This is a genomic window from Streptomyces sp. NPDC059866, from assembly GCF_042731325.1.
In the GTDB taxonomy this organism is placed as follows: Bacteria; Actinomycetota; Actinomycetes; order Streptomycetales; family Streptomycetaceae; genus Streptomyces; species Streptomyces flavusporus.
On the sequence record NZ_JBHWJT010000025.1, the window covers coordinates 26,057 to 51,036 of the forward strand.

25 protein-coding genes are annotated in these 24,980 nt (G+C 71.1%); 9 read left to right on the forward strand and 16 right to left on the reverse strand.

The genetic code is table 11. The features are described 5' to 3' along the window. Positions 1 to 62: 62 nt before the first annotated feature. The 10 genes from ACFV7R_RS33040 to ACFV7R_RS33085 all read right to left on the reverse strand — a co-directional run bounded on the left by ACFV7R_RS33040 (position 63) and on the right by ACFV7R_RS33085 (position 8,694). Entirely contained in the window at positions 63 to 1,268 is a 1,206-nt protein-coding gene (locus ACFV7R_RS33040) for an NAD(P)/FAD-dependent oxidoreductase (RefSeq protein ID WP_385270022.1), read from the reverse strand. 101 nt (positions 1,269 to 1,369) lie between these two features. Beyond that, a complete protein-coding gene (locus tag ACFV7R_RS33045) occupies positions 1,370 to 2,314 on the reverse strand; it encodes an RNA polymerase sigma-70 factor (protein WP_385270024.1) in 945 nt (314 codons plus the stop codon). A 94-nt stretch (positions 2,315 to 2,408) separates the two neighbouring features. Further along, the gene (locus ACFV7R_RS33050; protein WP_385270026.1) at positions 2,409 to 3,971 is read right to left on the reverse strand and encodes a glycosyltransferase family 39 protein; all 1,563 of its coding nucleotides are present in this window, start codon (positions 3,969 to 3,971) and stop codon (positions 2,409 to 2,411) included. Positions 3,972 to 3,988: 17 nt separating this feature from the next. Then, complete coding sequence (locus tag ACFV7R_RS33055) at positions 3,989 to 4,792, reverse strand: class I SAM-dependent methyltransferase (protein WP_385270028.1); 804 nt, start codon at positions 4,790 to 4,792, stop codon at positions 3,989 to 3,991. Positions 4,793 to 4,861: 69 nt separating this feature from the next. Beyond that, a complete protein-coding gene (locus ACFV7R_RS33060) occupies positions 4,862 to 5,833 on the reverse strand; it encodes a transporter (protein ID WP_385270030.1) in 972 nt (323 codons plus the stop codon). Continuing rightward, positions 5,830 to 6,759 (reverse strand): ATP-binding cassette domain-containing protein, encoded by a 930-nt coding sequence (locus tag ACFV7R_RS33065; protein ID WP_385270032.1) that lies wholly within the window; start codon positions 6,757 to 6,759, stop codon positions 5,830 to 5,832. Before ACFV7R_RS33065 ends, ACFV7R_RS33060 begins: the two co-directional genes overlap by 4 nt. Then, the gene (locus ACFV7R_RS33070) at positions 6,756 to 7,199 is read right to left on the reverse strand and encodes a GntR family transcriptional regulator (RefSeq protein ID WP_385270034.1); all 444 of its coding nucleotides are present in this window, start codon (positions 7,197 to 7,199) and stop codon (positions 6,756 to 6,758) included. The genes ACFV7R_RS33065 and ACFV7R_RS33070 overlap by 4 nt, the downstream gene beginning before the upstream one ends. 214 nt (positions 7,200 to 7,413) lie before the next feature. Further along, positions 7,414 to 7,698, reverse strand: a complete 285-nt coding sequence (locus tag ACFV7R_RS33075) for an SCO5918 family protein (protein WP_385270036.1) — start codon at positions 7,696 to 7,698, stop codon at positions 7,414 to 7,416. Between the two features lie 187 nt (positions 7,699 to 7,885). Further along, positions 7,886 to 8,089: a cold-shock protein gene (locus ACFV7R_RS33080; RefSeq protein ID WP_010986199.1), complete on the reverse strand. Its 204-nt coding sequence runs from the start codon at positions 8,087 to 8,089 to the stop codon at positions 7,886 to 7,888. Between the two features lie 251 nt (positions 8,090 to 8,340). After that, entirely contained in the window at positions 8,341 to 8,694 is a 354-nt protein-coding gene (locus tag ACFV7R_RS33085) for a MerR family transcriptional regulator (RefSeq protein ID WP_385270039.1), read from the reverse strand. A gap of 573 nt (positions 8,695 to 9,267) precedes the next feature. Here ACFV7R_RS33085 and ACFV7R_RS33090 point away from each other — a divergent pair. The 3 genes from ACFV7R_RS33090 to ACFV7R_RS33100 all read left to right on the forward strand — a co-directional run bounded on the left by ACFV7R_RS33090 (position 9,268) and on the right by ACFV7R_RS33100 (position 11,538). After that, positions 9,268 to 9,471 carry a cold-shock protein gene (locus ACFV7R_RS33090; protein ID WP_129798962.1) on the forward strand — a complete coding sequence of 68 codons (204 nt, stop codon included), beginning with the start codon at positions 9,268 to 9,270 and terminating at the stop codon, positions 9,469 to 9,471. A gap of 203 nt (positions 9,472 to 9,674) precedes the next feature. After that, positions 9,675 to 11,201, forward strand: coding sequence for a DEAD/DEAH box helicase (locus ACFV7R_RS33095; protein ID WP_385270041.1), 1,527 nt, complete (start codon positions 9,675 to 9,677; stop codon positions 11,199 to 11,201). 43 nt (positions 11,202 to 11,244) lie between these two features. Then, positions 11,245 to 11,538 carry a hypothetical protein gene (locus ACFV7R_RS33100; protein WP_385270043.1) on the forward strand — a complete coding sequence of 98 codons (294 nt, stop codon included), beginning with the start codon at positions 11,245 to 11,247 and terminating at the stop codon, positions 11,536 to 11,538. A gap of 128 nt (positions 11,539 to 11,666) precedes the next feature. On the opposite strand, the gene ACFV7R_RS33105 is transcribed toward ACFV7R_RS33100, so the two are convergent. Beyond that, the gene (locus tag ACFV7R_RS33105) at positions 11,667 to 12,029 is read right to left on the reverse strand and encodes a DUF952 domain-containing protein (protein WP_385270045.1); all 363 of its coding nucleotides are present in this window, start codon (positions 12,027 to 12,029) and stop codon (positions 11,667 to 11,669) included. Positions 12,030 to 12,059: 30 nt separating this feature from the next. Next, positions 12,060 to 16,565, reverse strand: coding sequence for a CHAT domain-containing protein (locus tag ACFV7R_RS33110; RefSeq protein ID WP_385270047.1), 4,506 nt, complete (start codon positions 16,563 to 16,565; stop codon positions 12,060 to 12,062). Positions 16,566 to 16,632: 67 nt separating this feature from the next. Here ACFV7R_RS33110 and ACFV7R_RS33115 point away from each other — a divergent pair, with 67 nt between their 5' ends. The 4 genes from ACFV7R_RS33115 (at position 16,633) to ACFV7R_RS33130 (ending at position 18,833) form a co-directional block, all read left to right on the forward strand. Further along, complete coding sequence (locus tag ACFV7R_RS33115; protein WP_385270049.1) at positions 16,633 to 17,019, forward strand: hypothetical protein; 387 nt, start codon at positions 16,633 to 16,635, stop codon at positions 17,017 to 17,019. A 5-nt stretch (positions 17,020 to 17,024) separates the two neighbouring features. Next, positions 17,025 to 17,870, forward strand: a complete 846-nt coding sequence (locus tag ACFV7R_RS33120) for a hypothetical protein (protein WP_385270051.1) — start codon at positions 17,025 to 17,027, stop codon at positions 17,868 to 17,870. A 146-nt stretch (positions 17,871 to 18,016) separates the two neighbouring features. Beyond that, positions 18,017 to 18,184 carry a hypothetical protein gene (locus tag ACFV7R_RS33125; protein WP_385270053.1) on the forward strand — a complete coding sequence of 56 codons (168 nt, stop codon included), beginning with the start codon at positions 18,017 to 18,019 and terminating at the stop codon, positions 18,182 to 18,184. Further along, positions 18,165 to 18,833 (forward strand): DUF2637 domain-containing protein, encoded by a 669-nt coding sequence (locus ACFV7R_RS33130; RefSeq protein WP_385270055.1) that lies wholly within the window; start codon positions 18,165 to 18,167, stop codon positions 18,831 to 18,833. Before ACFV7R_RS33125 ends, ACFV7R_RS33130 begins: the two co-directional genes overlap by 20 nt. A 14-nt stretch (positions 18,834 to 18,847) precedes the next feature. Here the strand turns inward: ACFV7R_RS33130 and ACFV7R_RS33135 are convergent, their stop codons facing one another. From ACFV7R_RS33135 to ACFV7R_RS33150, 4 genes are all read right to left on the reverse strand, one after another. After that, complete coding sequence (locus ACFV7R_RS33135; RefSeq protein WP_385270057.1) at positions 18,848 to 19,675, reverse strand: protein kinase; 828 nt, start codon at positions 19,673 to 19,675, stop codon at positions 18,848 to 18,850. Between the two features lie 225 nt (positions 19,676 to 19,900). Beyond that, complete coding sequence (locus ACFV7R_RS33140) at positions 19,901 to 20,914, reverse strand: ABC transporter (RefSeq protein ID WP_385270059.1); 1,014 nt, start codon at positions 20,912 to 20,914, stop codon at positions 19,901 to 19,903. Then, the gene (locus ACFV7R_RS33145; protein ID WP_385270061.1) at positions 20,911 to 21,858 is read right to left on the reverse strand and encodes an ABC transporter ATP-binding protein; all 948 of its coding nucleotides are present in this window, start codon (positions 21,856 to 21,858) and stop codon (positions 20,911 to 20,913) included. Before ACFV7R_RS33145 ends, ACFV7R_RS33140 begins: the two co-directional genes overlap by 4 nt. Then, positions 21,851 to 22,273, reverse strand: coding sequence for a GntR family transcriptional regulator (locus ACFV7R_RS33150; RefSeq protein WP_385270063.1), 423 nt, complete (start codon positions 22,271 to 22,273; stop codon positions 21,851 to 21,853). The genes ACFV7R_RS33145 and ACFV7R_RS33150 overlap by 8 nt, the downstream gene beginning before the upstream one ends. Positions 22,274 to 22,600: 327 nt before the next feature. On the opposite strand from ACFV7R_RS33150, the gene ACFV7R_RS33155 reads away from it, so the two are divergent. Further along, on the forward strand, positions 22,601 to 23,842 hold the full coding sequence (locus ACFV7R_RS33155) for an RNA-guided endonuclease InsQ/TnpB family protein (RefSeq protein WP_385270065.1): 1,242 nt from the start codon (positions 22,601 to 22,603) through the stop codon (positions 23,840 to 23,842). 22 nt (positions 23,843 to 23,864) lie between these two features. Further along, positions 23,865 to 24,896 carry an LLM class flavin-dependent oxidoreductase gene (locus ACFV7R_RS33160; protein WP_385270067.1) on the forward strand — a complete coding sequence of 344 codons (1,032 nt, stop codon included), beginning with the start codon at positions 23,865 to 23,867 and terminating at the stop codon, positions 24,894 to 24,896. The last annotated feature ends 84 nt before the right edge of the window (positions 24,897 to 24,980 follow it).

Consider the following 24,980-nt stretch of genomic DNA (forward strand, 5'->3'; position numbering starts at 1 on the left):
CGCTCCGCCCCGAGAGCGAAGCGGGCGCCCTCGCACCGAGGGCGCCCGTTTTGATGTGCGAGTCAGGCCGGCGTCCTGACCGCCGAGCCCGCGCGGGCCGGCTCCCGCAGTACGCGGCGGCGCCGGATCGGCAGCCCGAACGTCGGGTTGGCGACGCTCCAGGCCGCGCCTTTGCAGACCAGTTCCTTGTAGGTGGCGGCGAGCCGTCCGGTCAGGGCCGCCCGGACGGCGCGGTCGTCGGCGGTGACGTACTGGATCAGGCCTTCCTTGCGGCCCAGCGAGATGCACTGGTTGAAGTAGCGGATCGGCACGTTCGGAAGCTTTCCGCCGGTCAGGCGTGCCGCGACGGCCTCGGCCGCCTGCCACGCGGTGAAGCCGCCCGAGGCGCACGACATCCGCAGCGGCTTGTCGCCGGGGCCCATCGCCATGGCCGCGTCGCCGATGGCGTACACGTCCGGGTGCGAGACCGAGCGCATGGTCCCGTCGACCACGATCTGGCCGGTGCCGGTGACCTCCAGGGTGGTGGCCTGCGCGATCGGGTGGACGGCGAAGCCGGTGGTCCACACGGTGACCGCGGCGGGGATCGTCCTGCCGTCGGCGGTGGTGACGCGGTCGGCCTCGACTGCGGTGACCGCGGCGTGCTCGTGGACGGTGATGCCGAGCTTGGCGAAGACCTTCCGCAGGTGCCGGCTGCCCCTGGGCGAGAGCCAGTCGCCGAGGGCGTCGCGGGCGGCGAGGCTGACGTCGAGGTCCGGGCGGGCCTCGGCGATCTCGGTCGCGGCCTCCAGGCCGGTGAGGCCGCCGCCGACCACGACCACGGGCTGTCCGGCGTCCAGGCGGGCCAGGCGCTCGCGCAGCCGGAGCGCTCCGGGGCGACTGGCGAGCTCATGGGCGTGCTCGGCGGCGCCGGGGACGCCGTGGTCGTTCCAGCCGCTGCCGAGGGCGTACACAAGGGTGTCGTACTCCAGCTCTTCGGCTTCCCCGTCGCCGTTCGCGGCGCGGACGGCGACGGTCCGGCGGTCGGCGTCGACGCCGGTGACCTTCGCGAGTTTCAGTTCGACACCGGTGCCCGCGAACATCTCGCTGAAGGGCCGGGGCTTGAGGGACTGGCCGACCGCAAGCTGGTGCATCCGGACCCGCTCGACGAAGTCGGGCTCGGCGTTGACGAGGGTGATGGCGACGTCTTCGCGGCGCAGTCGCCTGGCGAGGCGCCCGGCGGCGACGGCTCCGGTGTATCCGGCTCCGAGGACGATGATGCGGTGCTGCATGTCCGTGCTCCTGTCTGCTCCTGCGTCAGCGGGTCGCCCCTTGAACCGGGCGGCCCGCCGTTTCCTGACAGGAACGTGGTGTGAAGGAGCTCACATCGGAGTCAGAAGGCGCGGAACAGGGGTTCGCCGTGCTCGGCGGCCGCCCAATGCCTGGTCGCGCGTTCGAGCTTGTCGGGGTTGGCCTGGTTGCGGACCGCGGCGATGCCCTCGGCGGTGACCTCCAGGCACATGACGCCGACGACCCGGCCGTCGAGGACCGCCACGATGGCCGGGTCGCCGTTGGCGGTCGTGGCGTGGACCTCGGGCGAGCCGCCGACCAGGGCGCGCTTGGCCTTGCCGGGCTTGAACAGACCCCGCATGAACTTCGCGACCGCGAGAGCGCCCTCGAACGCCTTGGTGCGGGCCGGGACCTTCCCGCCGCCGTCGCCGATCGAGATGGCGTCCTGGGTGAGCAGCCGCACGAGCGGCTCGGTCTCACCGCTGGTGGCGGCCGCGAGGAACTCGTCGACGACCCGCCGGGCGGCGGCCTCGTCGATCTCGGTGCGGGCCTTGCCGTCCGCGACGTGCTTCTTGGCGCGGTGGAAGATCTGCTGGCTGGCGGCCTCGGTGATGTCGAGCATCCCGGCGATCTCCCGGTGCGGGTAGTCGAAGGCCTCCCGCAGCACGTACACCGCCCGCTCGTTGGGTGAGAGGCGTTCCAGCAGGACGAGAACGGCGTACGAGACCGATTCGCGCTGTTCGGCGGTGTCGGCCGGGCCGAGCATCGGGTCTCCGGCGAGCAGCGGCTCGGGCAGCCACTGGCCCACATAGGTCTCGCGCCGCGCGCGGGCCGAGGTGAGCTGGTTGAGGCACAGGTTGGTGAGAACCTTCGTCAACCAGGCCTCGGGGACCTCGACATGCTCGACGTCGGCGGCCTGCCAGCGCAGGAACGTCTCCTGCACGGCGTCCTCGGCCTCGCTCGCGGAGCCGAGGAGGCGGTAGGCGATGGCCTCCAGGCGGGGCCTGGAGGCCTCGAACCGGTCCACGTCGTTCATGGTCAGGGCCATGGCCCGGATCCTAGCTTTCGCGGCGCGCGAGGGCCGCTGCATGGCCGCCGGAAGGTGCGCATGTTCCTCCGCCGTGCACACGACTCCGGCTCCGCTAGGGCCTGTTGGCAGCAGGCTGGTTGTGATGCGGGGGGTCGATTCGTTCGTAGAGGGTGATGCTGCGGCCGCGTTGGATCGTGGTGGAGCGTTTGGTGAAGTGGTCGTGCAGGATGCGTTGTTTGGCGCGGTCGCGGGCGTTGCGGGCGGGGCGGGGCTCTGCGTCGCCGATGAGGATGATGTGCCGTTCGCGCAGCATTGCCCGGGCTGTGGTGCCGGGGTCTGTTTCGATGCCGTGCAGGGTGGCGGACTCGACGGGGTGCCGGGCGAGCGCGATGTCGCGCAGGCCGTGGAACGCGGCCGGGGTGACCAGGGCGGTGTCGCGTCGGGCCGAGGGAAGGAAGACGACCGCGGCGCCCTGTCCACGCGCTGCGTCCACCCACGTGGCCGCAGCCAGTACGTCGTCGACGCGGCTGTGCGGACTGCGTATGTGCTGTTCCACGGGGAGCAGGGCGAGGAACGCGAGTGCCGTGACGGCGGCGAGCGGAACTCCGGGGTGGGTGGGCAGGCGCGTGGCGAGTGTGGCGGTCGCTGCCCCGAGGAGGAGGGCGAGGCCGATGTGGGCGAACAGGACGTAGCGGCCGACGTAGAGGGGCTGCCAGGTGAGCGAGACGGCGAGGAGCAGCAGCTGCGGGACGGCACACAGCGGGACGGCCACGGCGGCCAGGCTCACTTGCCCGCCGGCAGACTGGTGTGCGCGGCGCAGGAGTGCACAGCCGCCGGCCGCGAGGACGGTGGCTGCGACGGCGTACAGCGTGCCGGGGGTGGTGGGCTGTATCCAGGAGACCTGCCTGGACTGGCCCCGGCTGGCCAGGACGAGGGGCAGGGCGCCGAGTACGGCGGTGCTTGCGGCGAGCAGCCAGCGCACCCGGACGGTGCGGTGGGGCCGGGCGAGGGCGAGCGTGGCGGCATGGGCGGGCAGCACGAGCAGGGAGAACCAGTTGAGCAGCGCGCCGAGCAGGACGACGACGGCGTATGCGCTCCAGGTGCGGGCGCGCGGGCGGTGCATGGCCGCCACCAGCAGCCAGGAGGCGAGCGCGACGGTGGCGGTCACCATCGCGTACGGGCGGCCTTCCTGTGCGTACGTCTGGAAGGTGGGCAGCAGCGCGAAGGCGAGCCCCGCGCCGAGCCCGTTCCACCGGCCCGCGAGCCGGGCGCCGAGATCGGCGGTGAGAGAGGCCGCCACGGCCATGGCGAGGACGGAGGGCAGCCGCAGCGTCAGGAGACTGTCGCCGAAGACCCCGAACACGACGTGCATGAGGGCGTAGTACAGGCCGTGGACGACGTCTGCGTGCCCGAGCAGTTGCCAGATCTCGGGCAGGCTGCGATGGGCGACCTGCCAGGTGGCGGCCTCGTCGCGCCACATGCTGTCCTGGCGGGTGATCCCCCACAGGCCCAGGGCGATCACGAGGCCCGCGGGCACGGCTGCCGTGAGTGCGCGGGTCGGACCGGGCCGTGGGGTGGCCGGCGGCACGGGCGGGCGCGGGACGACGGGTGGCCGGGGCGTGGTGACGGTGGGCGGGTCGAGCAGGGTGCCCGGGTGCCCTGTGGGCGGCGGCATGCCGGATTCCGGCCGTCTCAGGTGGTGGGCAGGGCCGAGCGGCTGACACGTATCTTCGACTGGCCGTGCGGGCGCTGCTCCCAGTCCTCCATGAAGCGTGCGTGCAGGCCGTGTTTGCGGGCCAGGGCCAGGAGGGTCTCGGTGCGGTAGTAGAAGTCCTCGCGCAGCACCTGGTGTTCGGTGCCCTCGGTGCGGTCGAAGGTGAAGTCGAAGAACCCGGTGTCGGTCAGCACACGGCCGACGTGGGCGAGGCATTCCTCGATGACGTGCAGCGGCGAGTGGGAGAAGACGCTGTGCGCGTGGATGACGTCGAAGTGGTCGCTGGGCAGGAAGTCCAGGGTGAGGTCGCCGGTGATGGTCAGGTGCGGCAGCTTGTCCTGGAGGCTGCGCTCGACGAGCGTCTTCTTGGCGGCGATCAGGATGTCGGGCGAGATGTCGATGCCGTAGTAGTTGCCGGTGTCGAGGTGGTCGATGAAGCGCCAGCCGCCGCGCAGGTTGCCGCAGCCGATGTCGAGCATGCGGTGCTCGGGGCGCAGCCCGTGCTCGATGAGGTAGTCGAACTGCATCTGCCCGAGCGCCAGCCAGCGTTCGTGGGTCTGGCTGCCGACCGCGGCCTCCGGGTTGCGGCGGGTGTCCGAGGCCATCACGGCCCGGTAGTAGCCGACGTGGTCGGGGTGCTTCAGGCGCAGCCAGGCGTCCCGGCCGGCCCGGCGGAGGTACGGGGTGACGCGGCCGGGGTGGCGCAGGGCGTAGCCGATCTTGTGGGTGAGGGCGGCGCGGTTGTTGCGGAGTTTCTTCGGTGACTTGGCGTCAGCGGGCATGGTGAAGCGACCTCCGTACAAAGGGACCCGGGTGAGGGGATGAAGGGCGGATGCGTTGGTTCGGCGCGGTCAGATGCGGCGGCGCAGAAGCAGCACGGTGACGGCCGTGAGCAGGAGGGCGAGGCCGCCGAGGACGGCGGTGTCGATCCACTGGAAGGTCCAGTAGTCGCCGGCCGGGTTGGCCTCGTAGAAGCGGGCGACGTACCCCTGCCGGTCCATGCACTCCTCGAGCTGGGCACCTGACGGGAAGGGGCAGTTCATCACGTCGTCGCGGCGGCCGGAAGCGGTGGTCAGGCCGTAGTTGCCGGCCGACCACTTCTCGCCCATGGGCGGTTTGGGGACGCTGCCGGCGCTGGTGTAGATGTGCGGCGGGACCAGCAGGCGCGTCTTGTGCGTCCACTCCAGTACGAGTGTCATCGCCCCGGTGACCAGGAGGGTCAGGCCCATCGCGGCCAGGACCCGGCGGGCCAGCAGACCCAGCAGTGTGCCGGCCGCCAGGCCGAACAGGGCGGCTGCGACGACCCGCGGGCCCGAGCCGCTCAGGGCCGTGGTCTCGTACCAGAACAGGCCGTAGCTCCGGTCGGCGGCCGGTCGCCACCACCACGCGAACACTCCCGCGAGCAGGCCGGAGAGGGTCACCGCGGTCGCCGAGGCGAGGGCGAACCGGGAGGCGAACCACTGGCCGCGGCTCACGCCCTGGGTCAGAACCATGCGGTGCGTGCCCAGTTCCCGGTCGCGGCCCAGCAGCGGGGCGCCCCAGAAGACGCCGATGACGACGGGCAGGGCGATGTTCAGCGCCCCGAGGTACTGCAGCGGCTGGATGTCCAGCAGCAGGAGCACACCGGTGTCGGGTCGTGCGCAGTGAAGGGGGCCGGGGGCGCAGTGGTCGAACAGCCCGCTGCGCAGGGCGTCCAGCATGCCCGAGCGGTAGTACGCGGCGATCGCTGCGGCGACGGCCAGGACGGCCGCGCCGACGCCGGCCGGCACCCGCTGCTGGCGCCACGCGAGCCAGAGGGAGCCGTTCCAGAGGGAGCTGTTCATGCCGCCGCCTCCGTCCGCTCGACAGCCGCGGGGCGCACCATGCCATCGGCGTCAGGGGCGCCATCGGCCTGGAGGTGGCCGACCAGGATGTCCTCCAGCCTGGGCCGCTCGACGTGCCAGTCGCCGTGCAGCGGTCCCTGCTGCCGTACGAGGGCGGTCAGTTGTCTGCCGGCGGTCCGGCGGTGGACGACGGTGTGGCGTCCGGCCAGGGTGTCGGCCTGGTCGGCCGGTCCGGTGAGGACGACGTGGCTCTCGCGCAGCGCGTCGGCGTCCTCGCTCAGCTCGATGCGTCCGTTGCGCAGCAGCAGCACCCAGTCGCAGGTCTGCTCCAGTTCGGGCAGGACGTGCGAGGACAGCACGATGCTCATACCGCGGTCGGCGGCCTGGGCCATCAGCGCCGCCATGATCTCGCCTCGCGCCACGGGGTCGAGGTCGGCCATCGGCTCGTCGAGCAGCAGCAGTTCGGGCCGCTTGCCGAGCGCCAGGGCGAGTGCGACACGGGTGCGCTGTCCGGGGGACAGCTCGCCGACGCGGGCGGTGAGCGGGATGCTGCCCTCACGGACGGTCTGCTCGGCGGCTGCCCGGTCCCACGAGGAGTTCAGCTTCTCACCCATCCGCAGGGTGTCCGCCACGGTGAAGCGGAGGTAGAGCGGCTTGTCCTGGGTGAGCAGCGCGACCCGGGCGCGGGCTTCGAGTGTGCCTGGTACGGCGTCCAGTACGCGTATCTCCCCGGAGCCGGCGTGCAGCAGGCCGCCGGCCAGGTGCAGCAGGGTGCTCTTGCCGGCGCCGTTGCGTCCGACGAGGGCGGTGATACGTCCGCTGGGCACGGTGAACTCGCAGTCCCGCAGGGCCCAGCCGCTCCGCGCCCGGTACCGGAACCCGAGTCCCGTGGCGCGCAGCGCGGCCGGCGCGTCAGGCCCGGTCATGCGTCCTCCTCTTTGCGCTCCCGGTCGCCCGGGGTGTGCTCGTGTTGCCTGTTGTCGTAGGCGTCCAGGGCGGCGGTGACCATGGCGAGGATGTCGGCCCGTTCCAGTCCCGCCACCCGCGCTCGTGCCGTCCAGTCGGTGAGGTCCGTGCGCAGGGGCGAGTCCTTCTCCGCGGCGGGCCGCGCGAGCGACCGCGTCACGAAGGTCCCCAGCCCACGGCGCAGTTCGACCAGGCCGGCCTGCTCCATGTCGCGGTAGGCCCGCAGCACGGTGTTGGGGTTGATGGCGGTCGCCGCCACCACCTCCCTCGCCGTGGGCAACTTGTCCCCGACCTTCAACGTGCCCATCCGGAGCGCCCGTTCGGTCTGCTCGACGATCTGCACGTAGGCGGGTACGCCGCTGCCACGGTCGATCCGGTACTCGACCACGTCACCTTCCACGGTTCCAGTGGGCTTCCATTAATGAATTAACACAAGCATGGTGGAAGGGTGGCAGGGATGTCAACGGAAGCGCTACCCGAGCGGCCTTACGGTGCGGCGGGCGCCGCCGCACTGCAGGACACCCGCCAAGAGCGGCAGTCGACCCGCCCACGCCGGGGGAGCCGTCCCGTGCGGGGACGGCTCGACGGCGGTGGCGCCGGGTTCGTCAGTCGCCCTAACGGGCGGGCGGTCCGTATGCCGGGGCGACAGCGGACGGGAGGTGCGGGGGCGTGGCGTGGCAGGTGAAGCCGAGACGGGTCAGGGCCCTGGTCATCTCCCCGACGGTGAAGTCACGGCGGTCCTGGCCCGTGATCACCTCGCCCACCTGCTTGACCGGATACATGCGGCCGCCGATGTCGACGCAGACCGCGGTGACGGGCTCGGGTCGGACACCCTCCATCGATGTCTCCACCTCACCCTTGAAGAGGTCGAAGGGATAACGGGCGATCACACAGCGCATAGTGCCTCACCAGGAGTCGGGATGACGGGATGGCGGGATGGCGGGATGGCGGGATGGGGGTGGAACCGCGGAGGGTGTCTTCGGAGGATCCGGATCCGGGAAACGGAAAAGGGGCCCGCACCCCAAGGTGCGGGCCCCTTTTCCGGCGTACGCGTGTACGAAATTCAGACGCGTTCGGACGCGAGTGTCAGGCGGGAACGATGTTCTCCGCCTGCGGGCCCTTCTGGCCCTGCGTCACGTCGAACGTCACCTTCTGGCCTTCCTGCAGCTCACGGAAGCCCTGGGTGGCGATGTTCGAGTAGTGGGCGAAGACGTCGGCGCCGCCGCCGTCCTGCTCGATGAAGCCGAAGCCCTTTTCCGCGTTGAACCACTTCACGGTACCGGTGGCCATGTCAATTCTCCTGAAGGCAGTGCTGGAGGCCCGCACCTCGCGGGCTCCCTACATCGCTGCCATGATCACCTGGCCCGGGAATCCCGAAAAACGGCAACCACAACTGCAATTCACGTCGAGTCTAGCACGGAAGGAATCGGCGACAAGGAAGCGAGAAGGGGGAGGAGAAAATCCCGGAAATATGGCGGCCGGACGCAGGGAAAAGCCTCTTCCAGCACCGGTCGAATTTCTGCTCCGGCGCCGTCAGATTTTCACTCGCCGCCGTCGGGCCCCTCGTCCGGACGGCCTTCCGGGCGGCGCAGTTCCTCGTTGGCGCGCAGGGCCTCCTCCAGCCGGTCCTCGAGACCGATGATCCGGCAGGCGGCCTCGATCGGGGTTCCCTGGTCGACCATCTCCCGGGCGCGGGCGGCGAGGCGCAGCTGATGGCGGGAGTAGCGGCGGTGGCCGCCCTCCGACCTCGTCGGCGTGATCAGTTCCGCCTCGCCGAGGGCCCGCAGGAAACCTGGCGTGGCGCCGATCACCTCGGCGGCACGACCCATGGTGTACGCCGGGTGGTGGTCGTCTTCCAGCCGGTGGGCGGTGTGCGGCCGGTCTTGCGAGGGCATGGGCGCCTTCCTGCGGACCACCGAAGTCTCGGCCCGCATCAGGGGAGCGGGTTCCCCGTACGGGAACTCTAGTCGCCCTTGCGGAATTCCTGCTGCCGCGGGCACAGATGTCCTCGGCCGGGCACGCGCGGCCACTGTGACGACACCGCGCTCGTGACCCACGGCGACCAGGACCTCTTTCTCCCCGCACGCGTCCACTGATGTGACCTTCATCACAGTACGGGCCTCGGCGCGTTCCCCGGCGCCTCACCCGCCGGCGCCGACGGCAGCCGAACGCGGGTCCATCGGAGGAGGTCAGGGCGCCGCGACCGTCAGGCGCCCCCCCGCAACGGCGCCGGCCGGGCGGAGGAATACCTGTGGTCGTGAAGTGAGAAATCGACGCGGCGTGCGAGGAATATTCCCCAGCCGGCGGACCGGGACGGAATTATTTGCCACGCATGGACGATGACGCCGTGGTACTGTCCATATTAGTTGCAGTTGTGGTTGCCAGAAGGTTTTTCCGACGGGTCGATCATTACGGCGACCGGAGTCCGCACAGGGCGAACTCCGAACACCGTCCCGAAGGAGAAAAAAATGGCTACCGGTACCGTGAAGTGGTTCAACGCGGAAAAGGGATTCGGCTTCATCGCGCAGGACGGCGGCGGCGCCGACGTCTTCGCTCACTACTCGAACATCGCCACTCAGGGCTTCCGCGAGCTGCAGGAAGGCCAGAAGGTGACGTTCGACGTCGCGCAGGGCCAGAAGGGCCCGACGGCCGAGAACATCGTTCCCGCCTGACACCAGAACTGACGCTTACTTCGCAGCTGGGGCCCGCACCTTGGGGTGCGGGCCCCAGCTCGCTATTTTTCAGGGCGCCGCAGAAGAGGATTCTCGGTTCGCCCTCCATCGTCTTCGGCTCGTTCTCGCGATTCTCGGCGCTGTTCCATGGCTGCGTGATTTCCTTGATACGTGCCGCATCAAGGAAAGTGTGAAGGTTCCGCATGAGCCGTGCCCGCACAAAGCGCACATACGACCGCTTCGGTGACTCCGCCTCCAACCGCTCCTCCGGCGCCCCACGCCGTTCCAAGAGCTCCAAGGGCTACGGAGGTCGACAGTCCGCGCCACAGGGCGACTTCGCGCTGCCGGTGACGACGACGCCCGCGTTGCCCGCCGTCGAATCGTTCGCCGATCTCTCCCTGCCTGCGCCGTTGCTGGCCGCGCTGGGCCATGAGGGCGTGACCGTACCGTTCCCGATCCAGGCGGCGACCCTGCCGAACTCCCTGGCCGGCCGTGACGTACTCGGCCGTGGCCGCACCGGGTCGGGCAAGACCCTCGCCTTCGGTCTCGCGGCGCTGGCCCGTACGGCGGGTCGGCGCGCCGAGCCACGACAGCCGCTCGCCCTCGTCCTCGTACCCACCCGCGAGCTTGCCCAGCAGGTCACCGACGCGCTCACCCCGTACGCCCGCGCTGTGAAGCTGCGGGCGGCCACCGTGGTCGGCGGGATGTCGATCGGCAAGCAGGCCGCTGCGCTGCGGACCGGGGCGGAGGTCGTCGTCGCGACGCCGGGACGGCTCAAGGACCTCATCGACCGGGGCGACTGCCGGTTGGACGACGTCCGCATCACCGTCCTCGACGAGGCCGACCAGATGGCCGACATGGGGTTCATGCCCCAGGTCACCGCGCTGCTCGACCAGGTACGCCCGGACGGACAGCGGATGCTCTTCTCGGCCACCCTGGACCGCAACGTCGACCTGCTGGTCCGCCGCTACCTGACCGACCCCGTGGTCCACTCCGTCGATCCGTCCGCAGGAGCGGTCACCACGATGGAACACCACGTGCTTCACGTACACGACACGGACAAGCAGCGGACGACCACCGAGATCGCGGCGCGAGACGGCCGGGTGATCATGTTCCTGGACACCAAGCACGCGGTGGACCGGCTGACCAAGCACCTGCTGAAGAGCGGCGTCCGCGCCGCGGCCCTGCACGGCGGCAGGTCCCAGCCGCAGCGCACGCGGACCCTCGCCCAGTTCAAGAGCGGGGATGTGACGGTACTGGTGGCGACCAATGTCGCCGCGCGCGGGATCCACGTCGACAACCTCGACCTGGTCGTCAATGTGGATCCGCCCACCGACCACAAGGACTACCTGCACCGGGGCGGTCGTACGGCCCGCGCGGGCGAGTCCGGCAGCGTCGTCACGCTCGTGACCCCCGACCAGCGCCGCGGCATGACCCGGCTGATGGCCGCGGCCGGCATCACCCCGCGGATCGCGTCGGTACGTTCGGGTGAGGCGGAGCTGAGCCGTATCACCGGGGCTCAGGCGCCTTCCGGTGTCCCCGTCGTGATCCCCGCGCCCGTGGCGGAACGTCCCCGCCGCGCTGCGTCTTCCCGGTCTTCCAGGTCTTCTTCATCTGCTTCGTCTTCTTCGTTCCGTGGCCGCCGCGGCCGCACGACTCAGGGCCGGCCCGCCGGCGAAACGCCAGGCCGCAGGGCGCGGCGACAGTCCGCGCTCGACCCGGCGGCGTAGAGCCATCGGACCAGAAAGCTCACCCATCTCACAGGAGGCAGCTTTGACGCCGGTTCAGGTGCAGCAACATCAGGCGGCTCCCGCCCCCGCCCCCGTGACCGGGGCCGAGGACGTGGATGCGTCCTGGCCGCGGGTACGTGACGACATGACCGTCGAGGTGGCCCTGTCCGTCATGGCCGGTGCCCGTGTCGAGTATCTGCTCCTGTGCGACGAGGACGATCAGCGCACAGGGTCCATCACCCGGTCCGAGCTCGCCGTTCACCGCGGGAGCAGCACCTACACGGACCGGACCCGGCTACGGGACGTCCTCGCCGGACCGTTCTCCTTCTCTCTGTGAAGCATCATGCGCTGTGTCATCCATCGCCCGATACCCGTTCGAACTGGCCAAGAACGAAGTGCCGGCCTCGATGAAGGGCATCACAGCGGAAGCCGTCATCGGGCAGTCCATCGGGATACGCCGATCCGTCAGTCGGCGGCCACCAGCGCCGTGGCCCGGCCTTCGTCGTCCCAGCGGACCTCCAGGACGCGCTCGACGGCATCGCGGTTGACGGGGCCGTACACATGCGGGAACAAGGTGCTCTCGGCGACGCCGGGAGGCGGTGCGGGAGCGGCCGCCTCCCACGCGCAGTCCGCGGTGAGCCGGTCCTCGTCGATGACCAGCGCCAGCAGAGGCCGGGAGCTGGTGCGGTAGAACGCGTTGACGATGGTGAGCGTGGTCTCCTCGTCGGGAGAGCAGTGGACGAAACCCTCCTCGGCGAGGGAAGCGGGTGTGTACGGCCGGTCGGGATCGGCGTTCCACTCGTCACGCGACACGACGTGATACATCATGATCCGGTTATACAGCAGCGGTTGCCGGGACTACGTCCCCGCGTGGACGTACGCCGCCCAGATGTGCGGACGGTCGGGTATGCGGCGTCGTAGCTGTCGGACGGTGTCGTGCAGGGCATGGGCTGCGGTGGCGGCGCCCTCGCCTGTCATACGGCGGTAGAAATCGCGGGTGACGTGGTCGGCGTGCGCGCTGTCGATCTCCCAGAGGGTGCCGACCGCCGTGGGGAAACCGGCGAGGAGGAACGAGCTGGTGATGTGGACGGCCTCGTCCGTCAGCCGCTCCGCCGTGCGTGCGGTGCCGCAGGCCGCGAGGAAGGCGAGCTGCGCCGAGTGCGGCCGGGCCCGGCAGATCTCGAGGACGGACACGGTCTCGCCGCTCGGCAGATGGAGCAGCGCGCCGGAGGGTTCCGCCGGGTCGGTGGCCGCGTGGCAGCCGAAGTGCGCCCACGAGGTGCTGCCGAGCGCGGCCAGCACGGCCTCACGGGTCGCCGCGGCACCCACCAACGGCTCGCGCGCACCGAGGAGTTCCGCCGCGTAGCCGGCCGCCGCGGCGACGCCGGGCAGCTCGTCCTCCGGCGCGGCGACCAGCAGGGCGCCGCCGTGGTCGGCAGTGTCGCGGTCCCTGGCCCTGGTGCGGGCGTACGCCAGGGTCTGCAGACCGGGAACGTACGACGACACCACGGCGTCGAGCGCGGCGCCGCAGCCGTCGAGTTCGCAGTCGCGCGAGGTGCACTGGGCCGCGTGCAGCGGCAGGGCGCTGAAGGCACCGGTCGGGACCCACCACACCCGCGGCCACACCCCCTGGCGGGGAACCGGGTCCGCCGCTCCGACCAGCTCCAGCACCGGCCGCACGATCTTGTGCCACGTCCACGCCAGCGTCTCGCGGACCGTCGCCCCGGCGGCGACGAGCTGCGCCGGGGACGGCCTCGACATGCCGTGCGCATTGATGGCGTCGACGGCGTCCCGCAGCCGTCGGGCCGCGTCGGCGGTCTCGTCGGCCCCGGGTTCGAGATGCAGGGCGGTGATCGACCGGTGGGTGACGACGAGGGCGAGGCAGAAGCTTTTGCCGTGGTTGAGGACGACGACGGGGCCGTCGGCCGCGAGCGTGCGCAACTCCTCGGCGGTCAGCGGGCGCAGGAAGCCGTCGAAGCCCGGCCGGGTACGGATCCGCTTGACCAGTTCGTCGAGCTCGCGGGAGGCGCGGAGCCGGGCCAGCCGGGCCCACTCGGCGTGCCCGGGGGGTGCGGGGTCGGGCACCTCGGGCTCGTCGGCGAGCTGGTCGGTCAGCCGCTCGAACTCGGCCGCCAGCGCGGGGTGCGCCGACCGCAGGCCGCCGATGTCCGCGCGGGCCTCGATCCGCCGGGCCAGCAGCAGGCCGCGGCCACGTTCGAGCAGTTCGGCGGCGCGGTCCACGTCGGGGCCTTCGACGGTGCGGAAGAGCGCACGCAGATCGGGCAGGCCGTCGGGCGCGCGCTGCTCCGCCGCGGCCGCCTCGATGCTCTGCACCATCCGCTCCAGCTGGGCGGGCAGCCGGGCGGCGGCCTCACGGCCGAGGATCTGTATGAGGACCAGCTCGACGACCGCCCGGATGTCCCCTTCGAACGTCACCAGGCCGTGCTCGGCGGACTGCTGGTCGCTGCCCCGGTCGGTGACGTCCGCCATGGCCTCGACGGCCGCTTCGAGATGGGACAGGGCCAGGTCGATACGGGGCTGCGGCCTGCCCAGCGCGCCGGCCGCGGCGCCGATCTCACCGCTGGCCCGCATCCACACCGGGATCGCGGGGTCGCGCCACGCGCCGGGGTCCGCGATGCCGGACAGGCGGGCCAGCAGGGGCGCCATCAAGGACGCGAGGGGGTTCTCCTGTGAAAGTGCCGGATGTGCCGGGGTCTGCGGTGTCCGGGGAGACGGAGTGTTCGAGGGGGACACCTCGGGGAGGCGGCCACGGCCGACGAGGTCGACGAAGGTGCGCGTCAGCGCGGCGAGGTCGATCGGGGACCCGTCCGGCGTCTCCGCCTCGATGATGTCGCTCAGATCGTCGGCCTCGGCCATGAGGCGTGCCGCACGCTCCGGTTCGGTGCCACGGAGCGCGACGGCACGCTGCATCAGTGCCCGCGCGAGCGTCATCGTGATCATGGGCCGCATCGGGTGTCCGGCGGGGCATGCGGCGAACGTCCTGCGGCACTGGTCGACCACCTCGTCGGTGAGGTCGGGCCGCGGGCCCCCGGCCGGTCCCACGGTCTCGACCAGGTCGACGTACGCGTCGCCCATGAGGTCGTACCAGTGCGGGCCGGCACCCGCCGCCCCGGCAGGCGCGTCACCCGCGAGCTCCTTCATCCGCCGGGCGGCCTCCCGGGCCCGTTCGAGCTGGGCCGGTTCGTGGCCGAACAGGTAGTTCTGCAGGGCGTTGTGGAGCTCGGTGTGGGACGCCATCAGCGCCCGGTCGGTGCCGGTGAGCACCGGATGGCCGTCCGCCCGTTCCTCCTCGTCCGCCGGCAGGCCGGGGGCGGCCGCCGACGAGGCGAGGAGTGCCGCGGCCTCGCGCGCCCCTTCCGCGTCGAAACGGCCGATGGACAGGGTCGTGAGCGCCTCGGCGAGAATCCGGTCCACCTGTCCGGACATGTCCGGCGCGTGCGCGCGCGCAAAGCGCAGCAGTTCCACGACCTCCTCGAGGGCGGAGAGGTCGCCGCGGCCGGCCGCCCGGGCGAACAGCGCGCTGCCGAGCGCGGCGGACAGCTGTGCCCGTCCGGAGAGGTCTTCCCCGTCCGTGTCCGCGAGCATCTCCCGGATGACCTCGATGTCGGCGTCGAGGTTCTCGGGGTCGTCCAGGCGAAGATCGTTCATGCGGGACAGGTACGAGGTCATCCTGGCCAGGTCCTTGGCCAGGTCTTCGTCCGCTCCGTCGACCGGTTCGCCGTTCGAACCGATCGAGCCGATCGAGCCGATGAGACCCTCGGGATACGCGGTGCCCATGGGGACCGACATGACCGCGACGGACAGTGCGGCGTCGAAAACGCCCCGCTGCAGCAGTCCCGACGCCAGGAAGTCGGCCGGCGCCCCGGACAGCGCCTCCTCGGTCAGCTGCCGGGCCTGAGCGGCGAGCAGTTCCGCCCGGTCCGGCGCGGTCCGCCGCAGGGCCTGCCCCCGCAGCCCGGTGAGCGCGGCCAGTACGGCGACGTAGGCGTGGCGCTGCGGCTGGTCGGCGGGGAGTGCGGCAAGGGCGGTGCCGTACCGGGTGATCCGCTCGTCGGAGACGGCGTCGGGGTCGATCTCGCCCGTCCGGTCGTCGACCCGGGTGAGCAGGTCGAGGATTTCGAGGTGAATGTCCGGGGCGTCGCCCTGGCGCGCGGCGCGCTGTCGAAGCTGCTCGACGAGGCGGGCGAGCGCCGGTCCGGCACGGTGCGGATCGTCACCGCCGCTCAGTTCCTCCAACTCCAGGTAGGCGGCGACAAGTTCCTGGTCCTCCTCGCTCACCACGCCGAGCCCGTCGAGCAGTTCGGCCGCCTCGCGGGTCGCCTCCTCGTCACCGCGCTCCCTGCCCAGGGCCGCGAGCGCCTGACCGAGGACGGCAGTGACCTCGGAGTGCGCCGGATGGCCGGCGGGGGTCTCGGCCAGGGCCGCGCGCAGCCGTCGTACGGCGCAGGCGATCCGGCCCGCGTCGTGCTCGCGGATGCCCGCGTCGGCGATGGCCGCGCCGATGTGCAGGTCCCGTTCGCCGGGCCAGGTGACGGGGTGGGCGTACAGCTCTCGCAGGAAGCGCAGCCCTTCGGCCGCCTCCGGGGCGAGTGCGCCGTCCGAGGCCGCCGCCACCAGCCGCTCGACCAGGGCGAGCGGGGGCGTGCCGAGCAGCCGCGCGGCGTCCGTCAGCGTGCTCAGGGCGACAGCGGCGACCTCCTGGGCTCGGGCGGGGTCGAGGAAACCGGGCGGGACGGAGGCCAGCCGCCGGCACACCGCCCGGGCATACCGCGCCGCCGCGGCCAGCCCGTCCGGGTCGGCGGTGACATGGAAGCGCGTCACGTTGAGCTGGAGGGCGTGGAACGCCAACTCCACGAATCCCGCATGGTCATCCGCCAGTACGTACTCGATCGCCGAGTCCGACCAGGCGAGCGCCCGTTCCAGCGCGGCCCGCGGCTCGGGAGCTGCCGGATCCGGCGCCTTGACCACGGCATCGGCGTGCGCCGAACTCACGAGGTGGGCGAACCGGGCCTCGTGCGACGGATCGGCGGGGCCGAAGCCCTCCCGCAGGTCCTCGGGAAGCCGGCTCTCGGGCAGCCGCGTGCACAGAAAGCCGTAGGTGCCCAACGTGACGAACAGGTTCTGCTGCGCCTCCGGGTCGCCGGTGCCCTGATGGCGAGACCAGAAGGTCCAGAAGACGTCGGCGACAGAGTCGAGGTCGACCGCTTCCTCCGGCGACGGCGCGGCCTCCCGCAGCAGAGCCAGCGCATCGTCCACCGCGTCCTGGCCGCGCAGCGGCGCCGGATCCCGGGCGTTCTGAGCTGTGACGAGGCGTGCGGCCACTCGGTCCCGAAGCTCAGTCATCACCTCTTACATTAGTCTGACCACCTGTCAGAGAGCAGTGGTTCTCGGGACTTTCAGGGAGGCCTCCGTGGGGGACGGGGCGAAAGCGCGCCGGGTGTACGAGGACGCCGTCGAATACCTGTGCCGCAACGTGGACGCGGTACGCGAACTGATCGGCCCCGCCCTCTGGGACGCGCACTTCGCGGTCGTACGGGACGCCGAACCGGCCACCACCGAGTGGCGGGACTCCGTACGCGCGCTGCACGACGCCGTCGAGGCGGCCGGCATCCCCGGCGGGCTCGGGCTGCGCCCCACGATGGGCGTGGGCGACTGGCCGGGCGCCCCCACACCGCAGTCGACCGGCTGGGTCTGCCCCACGCGCCGCTGCGCCCGGGTCGACCTGCGGGACGGTGCCTTGCCGGACACGCCGGCCTGCGCCCTGGCCGACCGGCCGATGCGCCTGGTGGACGGCTGACGGCGGTGGGACTGGGCCTGCTCATAGAGCTGCAGAAACGCATCCCGGACGGGTGGTTCCTGCGGCGGCTGCTGCCCGCCGCGCTGTTCGTCGTGGTCGCGCTCGTGGGCGGCGGGCAGCTGGGCCAGCGCCACTGGAACGACATCGCGCTCGCCCGCGAGCGGATCGCCGACGCGCTCAGGCTGGGCGGCGGCCTGACCGCCGACGGCATCGCGTCGCTCGTGCTCGTCGCGGTGCCGGTGGTGGGGGCCGCGTTCGCGGTGCCGTACGCCGCGGCCGCGATCGGGGCGCTCGCGTCGGGGGCCTGGCCGTGGTGGCTGATGCCGCTGGGCCGGCGGCTGACCGCATGGCGGGTACGACGCTGGGTGCCGCCGGCGGAACTCGGACGGCAGGCCGTACGGGCGCGCGACGACGGCAAAGAGCTGCGCGCCGACCGGCTCGACGCGCGCCGGGCCCGCACCGAGGAGGCCGAGCCAGGCTCCCCCACCTGGTCGAGCGACCGGCTCCGCACCACCGAGACACGCGTCAGAGCGGAGACCGGCGACGACATCGCGAAGGGGTGGGCCATGCTCCTGCTCGCGGCACCCGACACGTCCCGCGCCGCGCTGGCCGATGCCCGCGACGCCTATGACGCGGCCTGCGAGGGTCTTGCCTGGAGCACGGCGTTCACGCTGCTCGGCATCTGGTGGTGGCCCGCGGCTCCGGTCGGCATCGTGCTCGGCCTGGCCTCCTGGCGGGGACTGCGCCACGCCGTCGAGGCGCTGTGCCGGACCACGGAAGCGGCGCTGATCCTGCAGCACACGGAACAGCGCACGGACCCGCACACCGACGACGGTAATTCCGGAATATAATTCCCTTCGACGCTTAAAATACCGCCGACTGCGTGCTGTTATTCACACTCCGCGCACCCCTTTCGAGTGACCTGCATCCCCCGAATGCCCGACATCTCACCCGCTGTTGGGCTCGTTAGGTGATCGTGACTTGGAAGGAAGGGCCCGTGGCCAAGACGCTTTTCGGGCACGACACCGGCGACCTCGAGGCAGATATCGATGTGCGCCTCATGTACTGCTCGGATCTGCTTGATGATTTCCATAAAAAGATCAGACAGATGGAAAGCGAATACCTCCGGGCGATGATGGGGCTGTATGACCACGATGCGCGATGAGTCCGGGCTCTACGATTTTCAGACCCCGGTCGACACCCAGCAGCTGTGGAGCGTGGCCCCGGAACCGGACATCCCGCCGAACGACTGGGACCCGGTCGAGGAACTGGCCCAGATGCTGTCCACCGCGTCCGCCGAGCCCGCTCCGGACCGGCTGACCGGACGACCGCACCGCAGGAGCAACCGGCGGCGGCCCCACCCGGAATCCCATTTCCTTGACGGCGGTCAGCGTGTCACTCACGTCACGCTCCTGATCGCGGCGATCACGTTGAGCGCGGTGTGCATGCTGGGATGGTCGCTCTCCTATTCCTATGACCAACTGCGCGCCATCGCCTCGTCCGTGCTGCCCATAAAATTTGCGCAGTGGTGGCCGATGACGGTGTTCGGGCCGTGGCTGGTGGCGGCACTGTCCATCGTGCGGGCCACCGTTCAGCAGCGGAGCGCGCGGCGGTCCTGGTGCGTCATCCTCGCCGCGTCCGCCCTGGCGGTGGCGTTGTCGGTCGGCCACTCGTCGCGCTCGATCCTGTCGTTAGTGATCTTCGGAATTCCGCCGGTCACCGCTCTGGTGTGTTTCTGGGAGCTCGTCGGCCAGGTCTCGACAAAGCGCCGGCCCCGGCACGCCGTGGGCGGTCAGGGGAAGTCCAAGCCCTGAGGGCTGCGGCCGGTTCAGCTGGTCCGGAGGGTGTCGACGGCGCCGTTGAAGAGCTCGTCGGCGCCGGTGTCCAGCTCGTTGGTCACGGCCGAGTCGACGATGATCTTCCACAGCTCACCGCCCGCGTTGTGGAACAGCTCGCTCTTGCGCCAGAGCCGGCCTCCGACCGGGCGGTAGGTCATGGTGAGGGCCGTGCTCCTGCGGCCTTCCACCTCCACCTCGAAGAGCACGATCCGCACGTCGGTGAATGCCTTGTTCGCCGTGTACTCCCGGTAGAAGTACTCCGCCCGCTCCTTCGCGGACCCCTGCGGCACATCCCAGCGGAGCAGCACCACCTGCCGGTTCACCTGGCCCTCGTGCTCCTGGAAGGCCACGGCGTCAGGGGAGACATGGGCTTCGTAGTCGCCCGGGACGGCGAGCGATGCGCCGAGCTTGTGCTGCAGCTTCCAGCCCTTGGGGAACTCGGACGCGCCACTGCCCGGACGCCCGGCGCCCGGCCACATCAGCGCGATACGGGCGGCCCGGGCCGGTGTCAGTGTGCCTTCGGCCAGCACGTCGGCGAGCGACCTGCCCCGGATGAACTCCATGACGTTCCACGGCCGCCGGTCCACCGTCACGACGTCGTGGATGGCCACCACCGACGGATGGTCGACCTGCGCGGCAGCACGTGCCTCACGCTCGAGCCGGGCGAACAGCACCTCCCGGTCCCCGTCGGACACCCGCTCGGCCCGGGGCTCCTTGACGGCGACCTCGCGGCCGATCACCTCGTCGTACGCCTTCCACACGGTGCCCATGCCGCCCGCGCCCAGCCGCCCGACCAGCCGGTAACGGCCCCCGATCAACTGCCCGAGTCCGGGCGGGCCCTGGCGCCCGTCTCCGGCGTCTGCTTCCGGTGAACCTGTCCCGTACACCTGTCCCCCCGGTTGCTCTCGCCCGGCGTTCCTCAGGGACCTCATGATTCAGATCCCGAGAGCGCCCGGGGGTGGGTTTTCGGCGTTTTCCCGGATCTTTCCGGCGCAGGTGGTGCCGTACCGGCGCACACTCACGCGTGCGCCGGGGCGATGCACTCAGACGAGCCGCTTACGCCCCCAGAGGAACAGGAACACCGTCACGGCGGCCGTCAGGGCCAGGAGGATCGACGCGCCGAACCACTGCATGCCGGACATCTGGGAGATCGGGAGATAGTCCACCGACCAGCCCACGACGTCCGCCTGCTTCAGGCAGAGCTCGCGCGCCTGCTCGGTCTCCGCGTCCGTGCAGGTGCTCCAGCCGAGGAGCTCTCCGCTGCCGGTGAGGTACCACTGGTCGATCTGGTAGGCGCCGTCGGGCAGCGTCGGGAAGGCGTTCTCGGCGAGGACGCCCTTGTCGGTGGTGACGGTGACCGTGTCGCCGAGGGCCAGCCGGAAGTAGCCCCACACGAGTTGGACGACGACGGCGAAGCCGAAGGTGACCACCATGGCCGCCAGCGTGCGGCGCAGCACCGCGCCGATGGCCACACCGCTCGCGACGGTGAACAGGGTGAGGGCGACAGGCACCGGGCCCGTGGTGTCGAACGCGGCGCCGGAGGTCCAGTACAGGAACGTGTTCTGTTCCCTGACCGGGCTCCACCACCAGCCGAACACGACGGACAGCGCGACCGTGCTCACCACGATCAGCAGCACGGTCAGGCCGAGCTTGGTGGCCAGCCAGCGCAGGCGGCCGGTGGACTGGGTGGTGACGAGCTTGGCGGTGCCGTGCTCCAGATCGCCCGCGAGCAGGGGGGCGCCGACGAAGACGCCGAGGAGGACGGGGATCAGGCCCAGCGCGGCGGAGGCACGGACGAAGGCCTCGGTGTACGGCTCGAGTTCCGGGCCCAGGCTCGATATGTCCTTGGCGGGCCAGCCGTAGCCGGTGAGGAAGTCCGTCAACTGGGCGCGCTGGTAGACCATCCAGGCCAGGCCGATCGCGGTGGCGGCGATGACGGTCCAGTAGGCGGCCCGGTGCTGCCGCCAGACCAGCCAGGTCATTCCGCCGAGCCGGGGGGCGCGGGTGGGCCGGGTGGCCGACGACGTCGAGGCCGGGGTGTCGGTCAGGGTGCTCATGCCGCCACCGCCCGGATGCCGTGCGCCTGGCCGGGGACCTGGGCGCCGGGCGTGAGCAGGGGTGGCGCCTCGGGTGTGCGCAGGTAGGCGAGCAGAAGTTCCTCCAGGTTCGGGGTGTCGGTCTCCCAGGGGCCGCCGATCGGTCCGTCGGGGCGCAGCAGGGCGGTGAACTGCCGTCCGCTGGAGCGGGATTCGACGACCGTGTGGTGCGCGAGGTCCTTCGGTGTGCCCTCGCCGTCCCGGGCTCCGGTGACCAGGGTGTGGGCCTCGCGCAGTTCGTCCACGTCGCCTGCGAGACGTACGCCGCCCGAGGCGATGACGACGAGGTAGTCGCAGACGCTCTCCAGCTCGGCGAGCATGTGGGAGGACATCAGCACGGTCGTGCCGTGCTCGGCGGCCTCGGCCATGAGGGTGCTCATCAGTTCGTGGCGCACCAGCGGGTCGAGGTCGGACATCGGCTCGTCGAGCAGCAGCAGGTCGGGGCGCTTGCCGAAGGCCAGGGCGAAGGCGACACGGGTGCGCTGCCCGCCGGAGAGGGTGCCGATCCTCGCGTCCAGGGGCACGTTCCCCGCGCGGACGATGCCCTCGGCCGCCTGCTGGTCCCAGGTTCCGGGGTTCAACTCACGTCCCAGGCGCAGGGTTTCGGCCACGGTGAAGCGGCGGAACAGCGGCTTCTCCTGGGCGAGGAACGCGGTGCGCCGGACGGCCTCGGTGGATCCCGGGGCGGCGCCGAAGATCCGCAGGTCGCCCTCTGTCGGCTCCAGCACATGGGTCGCCATGCCCAGCAGCGTGGTCTTGCCCGCGCCGTTGGGTCCGACGAGCCCGCAGATCCGTCCCGCCGGCAACCGGAACGAGCAGTCCCGCAGGGCCCAGCCCCGCCGGTACCGCTTGCCCAGCCCGACCGCCTCCAACGCCGGCCCGCCGGCGTACGTACCGTCACTCACCTGTGCTCCTCGCCTCCGTCATTGCGCCGTACTGCTTCTCCATGGCCGACGCGACCAGGGCGGCCACGTCGTCCCGCTCCAGGCCCGCCTCACGCGCCCGCGCCATCCACGCCACCAACTCACCGTGCAGCGGCGAGTCCGCGCCCGTCTGGGGGCGGGCCAGCGAGCGGCGCACGAAGGTGCCGAGACCCGGCCGTGGCTCGACCAGGCCCTCGCGCTCCAGCTCCCGGTACGCCTTGAGCGTGGTGTTCGGGTTGACCGCGCTGGTCTCGGCGACCTCCTTGGCGGTCGGCAGCCGGTCCCCCGGCTGCAGCACACCGAGCCGCAGCGCCTGCTTCGTCTGCTGGACGATCTGCTGATAGGCGGGGACCCCGCTCCGCCTGTCGATGCGGAACTCCAAGCCCTCCACCACCATTTCACTACTTGATTAGTGGAATGATGATGGAGGGCCGCTGACGGACTTGTCAACGCCGGTCGCCCGGAGGCAGTCGGGGATGGCAGGGTGGACGACAACTCCGTTCGCGCACTGGGTAGTTCACGGTCTGCGTCGACGCGGCGCCCGTGAAGTTCAGCGGGATCCTTGCGAGGAACCCCGGGCGTTCACGCCCGGGAGGAATCGCATCCTGAGGTGAGCGGTGCGGAGCACCGCGGTGGCTATCCGGCGCGGGGAGCGGCCTGGGCGGATGGATGGTTTTCCGTGTTCGAATGCGAGGGTCGCCGAGTGCGGGGTAGCGTCGCGGGTGTGAAGCTGGTGGTGCAGGTGAAGCTGCTGCCGACGCCCGTACAGGCGGCGGCACTTGAGGCGACCCTGCGCGCCTGCAACGAGGCGGCCACCTGGGCCAGTGAAGTGGCCTTCGAAAACGATGTGAAGAACAACTTCGCGCTGCGCAGGCTCACCTACGACGAGGTGAAGGCGCGGTGGAATCTGGGGGCCCAGGCCGCCCAGCACGTCGTGAAGAAGACCTGCGATGCCTACGCGACGCTGAAGGCGAACCTGAAGGCCGGGAACCTCGGAAAACCCGGCTCGAAGCGGTACCGCAGGGCCACCGAGAAGCCGGTCGCCTTCCGGCCGGAGGGCGCGCAGCCCTACGACGACCGGATGCTGTCCTGGCAGATCGCCGAACGCCGCATCTCCGTCTGGACCATCCGCGGCCGGGTCAGGGACGTGGCGTTCACCGCCGCCCCCGAGCAGCTGGCCACCCTGGCCCTGTACCGGCGGGGCGAGTCCGACCTGGTGTGCCGGGACGGCATGTGGTTCCTGAACGCCACCTGCGAGGTACCCCAGGCAGCGCTGAACACCGAACCGGCGGGCTTCCTGGGCGTCGACCTGGGCATCGTGAACATCGCCACCACCAGCGATGGCGAGATCATGGCCGGACGCGGGCTCAACCGCATCCGGGTGCGGGAACGCACGCTGCGTACCAAGCTGCAGAAGAAGAACACCCCGTCCGCCAGGCGCCGACTGAAGAAGCGGCGCCGTAAGGAGGCGCGGCGGGCGCGGGACATCAACCACAAGATCGCGAAGCATGTGGTGGCCGAGGCAGAACGCACCGGTCGCGGAATCGCCCTGGAAGACCTGACGGGCATCCGCGAGCGGGTACGGCTTGCAAAGCCCCAACGGGCCACCCTCCACAGCTGGTCGTTTGCGCAGCTGGGGGCGTTCATCGCGTACAAGGCCCGCCGGGCGGGGGTGCCGGTGGTGTACGTCGATCCGGCGTACACCTCGCGCACCTGCGCCGAGTGCGGGCACATCGACAGGGCGAACCGGGTCTCCCAGGCCTGGTTCGCGTGCCGGTCCTGCGGCGTCGTTGCGCACGCGGACCGGAACGGCTCCCGCAACATCCGCGCGAGAGCGTGGGAGTTGTGGCGACGCGGGGCGCAGTCGATCGCCCCTGCCCCACCACCGCGTCAGCGTGGCGGTGGGACTGGACGCAAACGCAGCGTCATCGCCAGTGACGCCCGTTGTGCAAGCCCATCGCTTTAGCGATGGGTAGTCGACTTACGCCATGCTCCCCGACTACCCGCTCGCGGAGTCGCTGGACTCCATCCGGCTCGCCGACGAACTGGGCTTCCATGCCTGCTACGCCGCCGACGAGACCTGGCACAAGGACCTGTGGCTGCTCTTCGCCGCGGCCGCCGGGCAGACCCGGCGGATCCGGCTGGGCCCGAGTGTGTCCCCGGTGACGCTGCGGGAGCCGACGCTGATCGCGCAGGCCCTCGCCACGCTCGACGAACTGACCGGCGGACGCGCCGAGGGCGTGCTGTCCAGCGGCAACTTCGGGCTGCTGGCGCAGTACCGCATCGACTGGGCCCGTACGCGGCCGCTGTCCCGGGTGAAGGAGGCACTCCATGTGGTGCGCACCCTGCTGGACGAGGGCAGCATCACCCACGACGGCGAGTTCTTCTCCTACGAGGGGCTGTTCACCTTCGCCCGGCCGGTGCAGAGCCGGATGCCGCTCAAGCTGGGGGCGATGCGCGGGCCGAAGTCCTTCGAGGCGGCGGGCGAGCTGTCGGACGGCTGCCACCACGCGCTGAGCTACACCCGCGAGGCCTACGACTACGCGGTGCGGCACATACGCGCCGGGGCGGAGCGCGCGGGCCGGGACTGGCGGTCGCTGGACATCGGGGCGTGGGTCGTCTTCGCGACCGGGCCCGACTCCGCGGCCGCCAAGGACGCCGCCCGCAGCATGGTCGGCATCTACGCCTCCTCGATGCCGGAGGAGCAACTGCGCCGCAACGGGGTGGACCCGGGCGAGCTCAAGCCGGTCGTGGACGCCATCGCCGCCGGTGATCTGGCCCGGGGCATCGAGCTGACCTCTCCGGAGATCGCCGAACGCCTCTCCGTCGCGGGTACGCCCGAGGAGTGCCGGGACAAGATCGCCCGGGAGATCGCTCCCAGCGGCGTGAACCATGTGATCTGCGCCGTCACCGACCGCACGCTCGTCAAGGCGTTCACCGGGCGGGACCTGGCGGACGTCGCCGGCGTGGACACGCAGCTGCGGCTGATCCACGAGCGGATCATGCCGGCGTTCACCTGACCGGCCGGTCACCCGGCTGGGGGGCCATGGAACTTCCCCGGGTGGGAAGGCGTTGCCAGGACGACGACCGGAACGACACGGCAG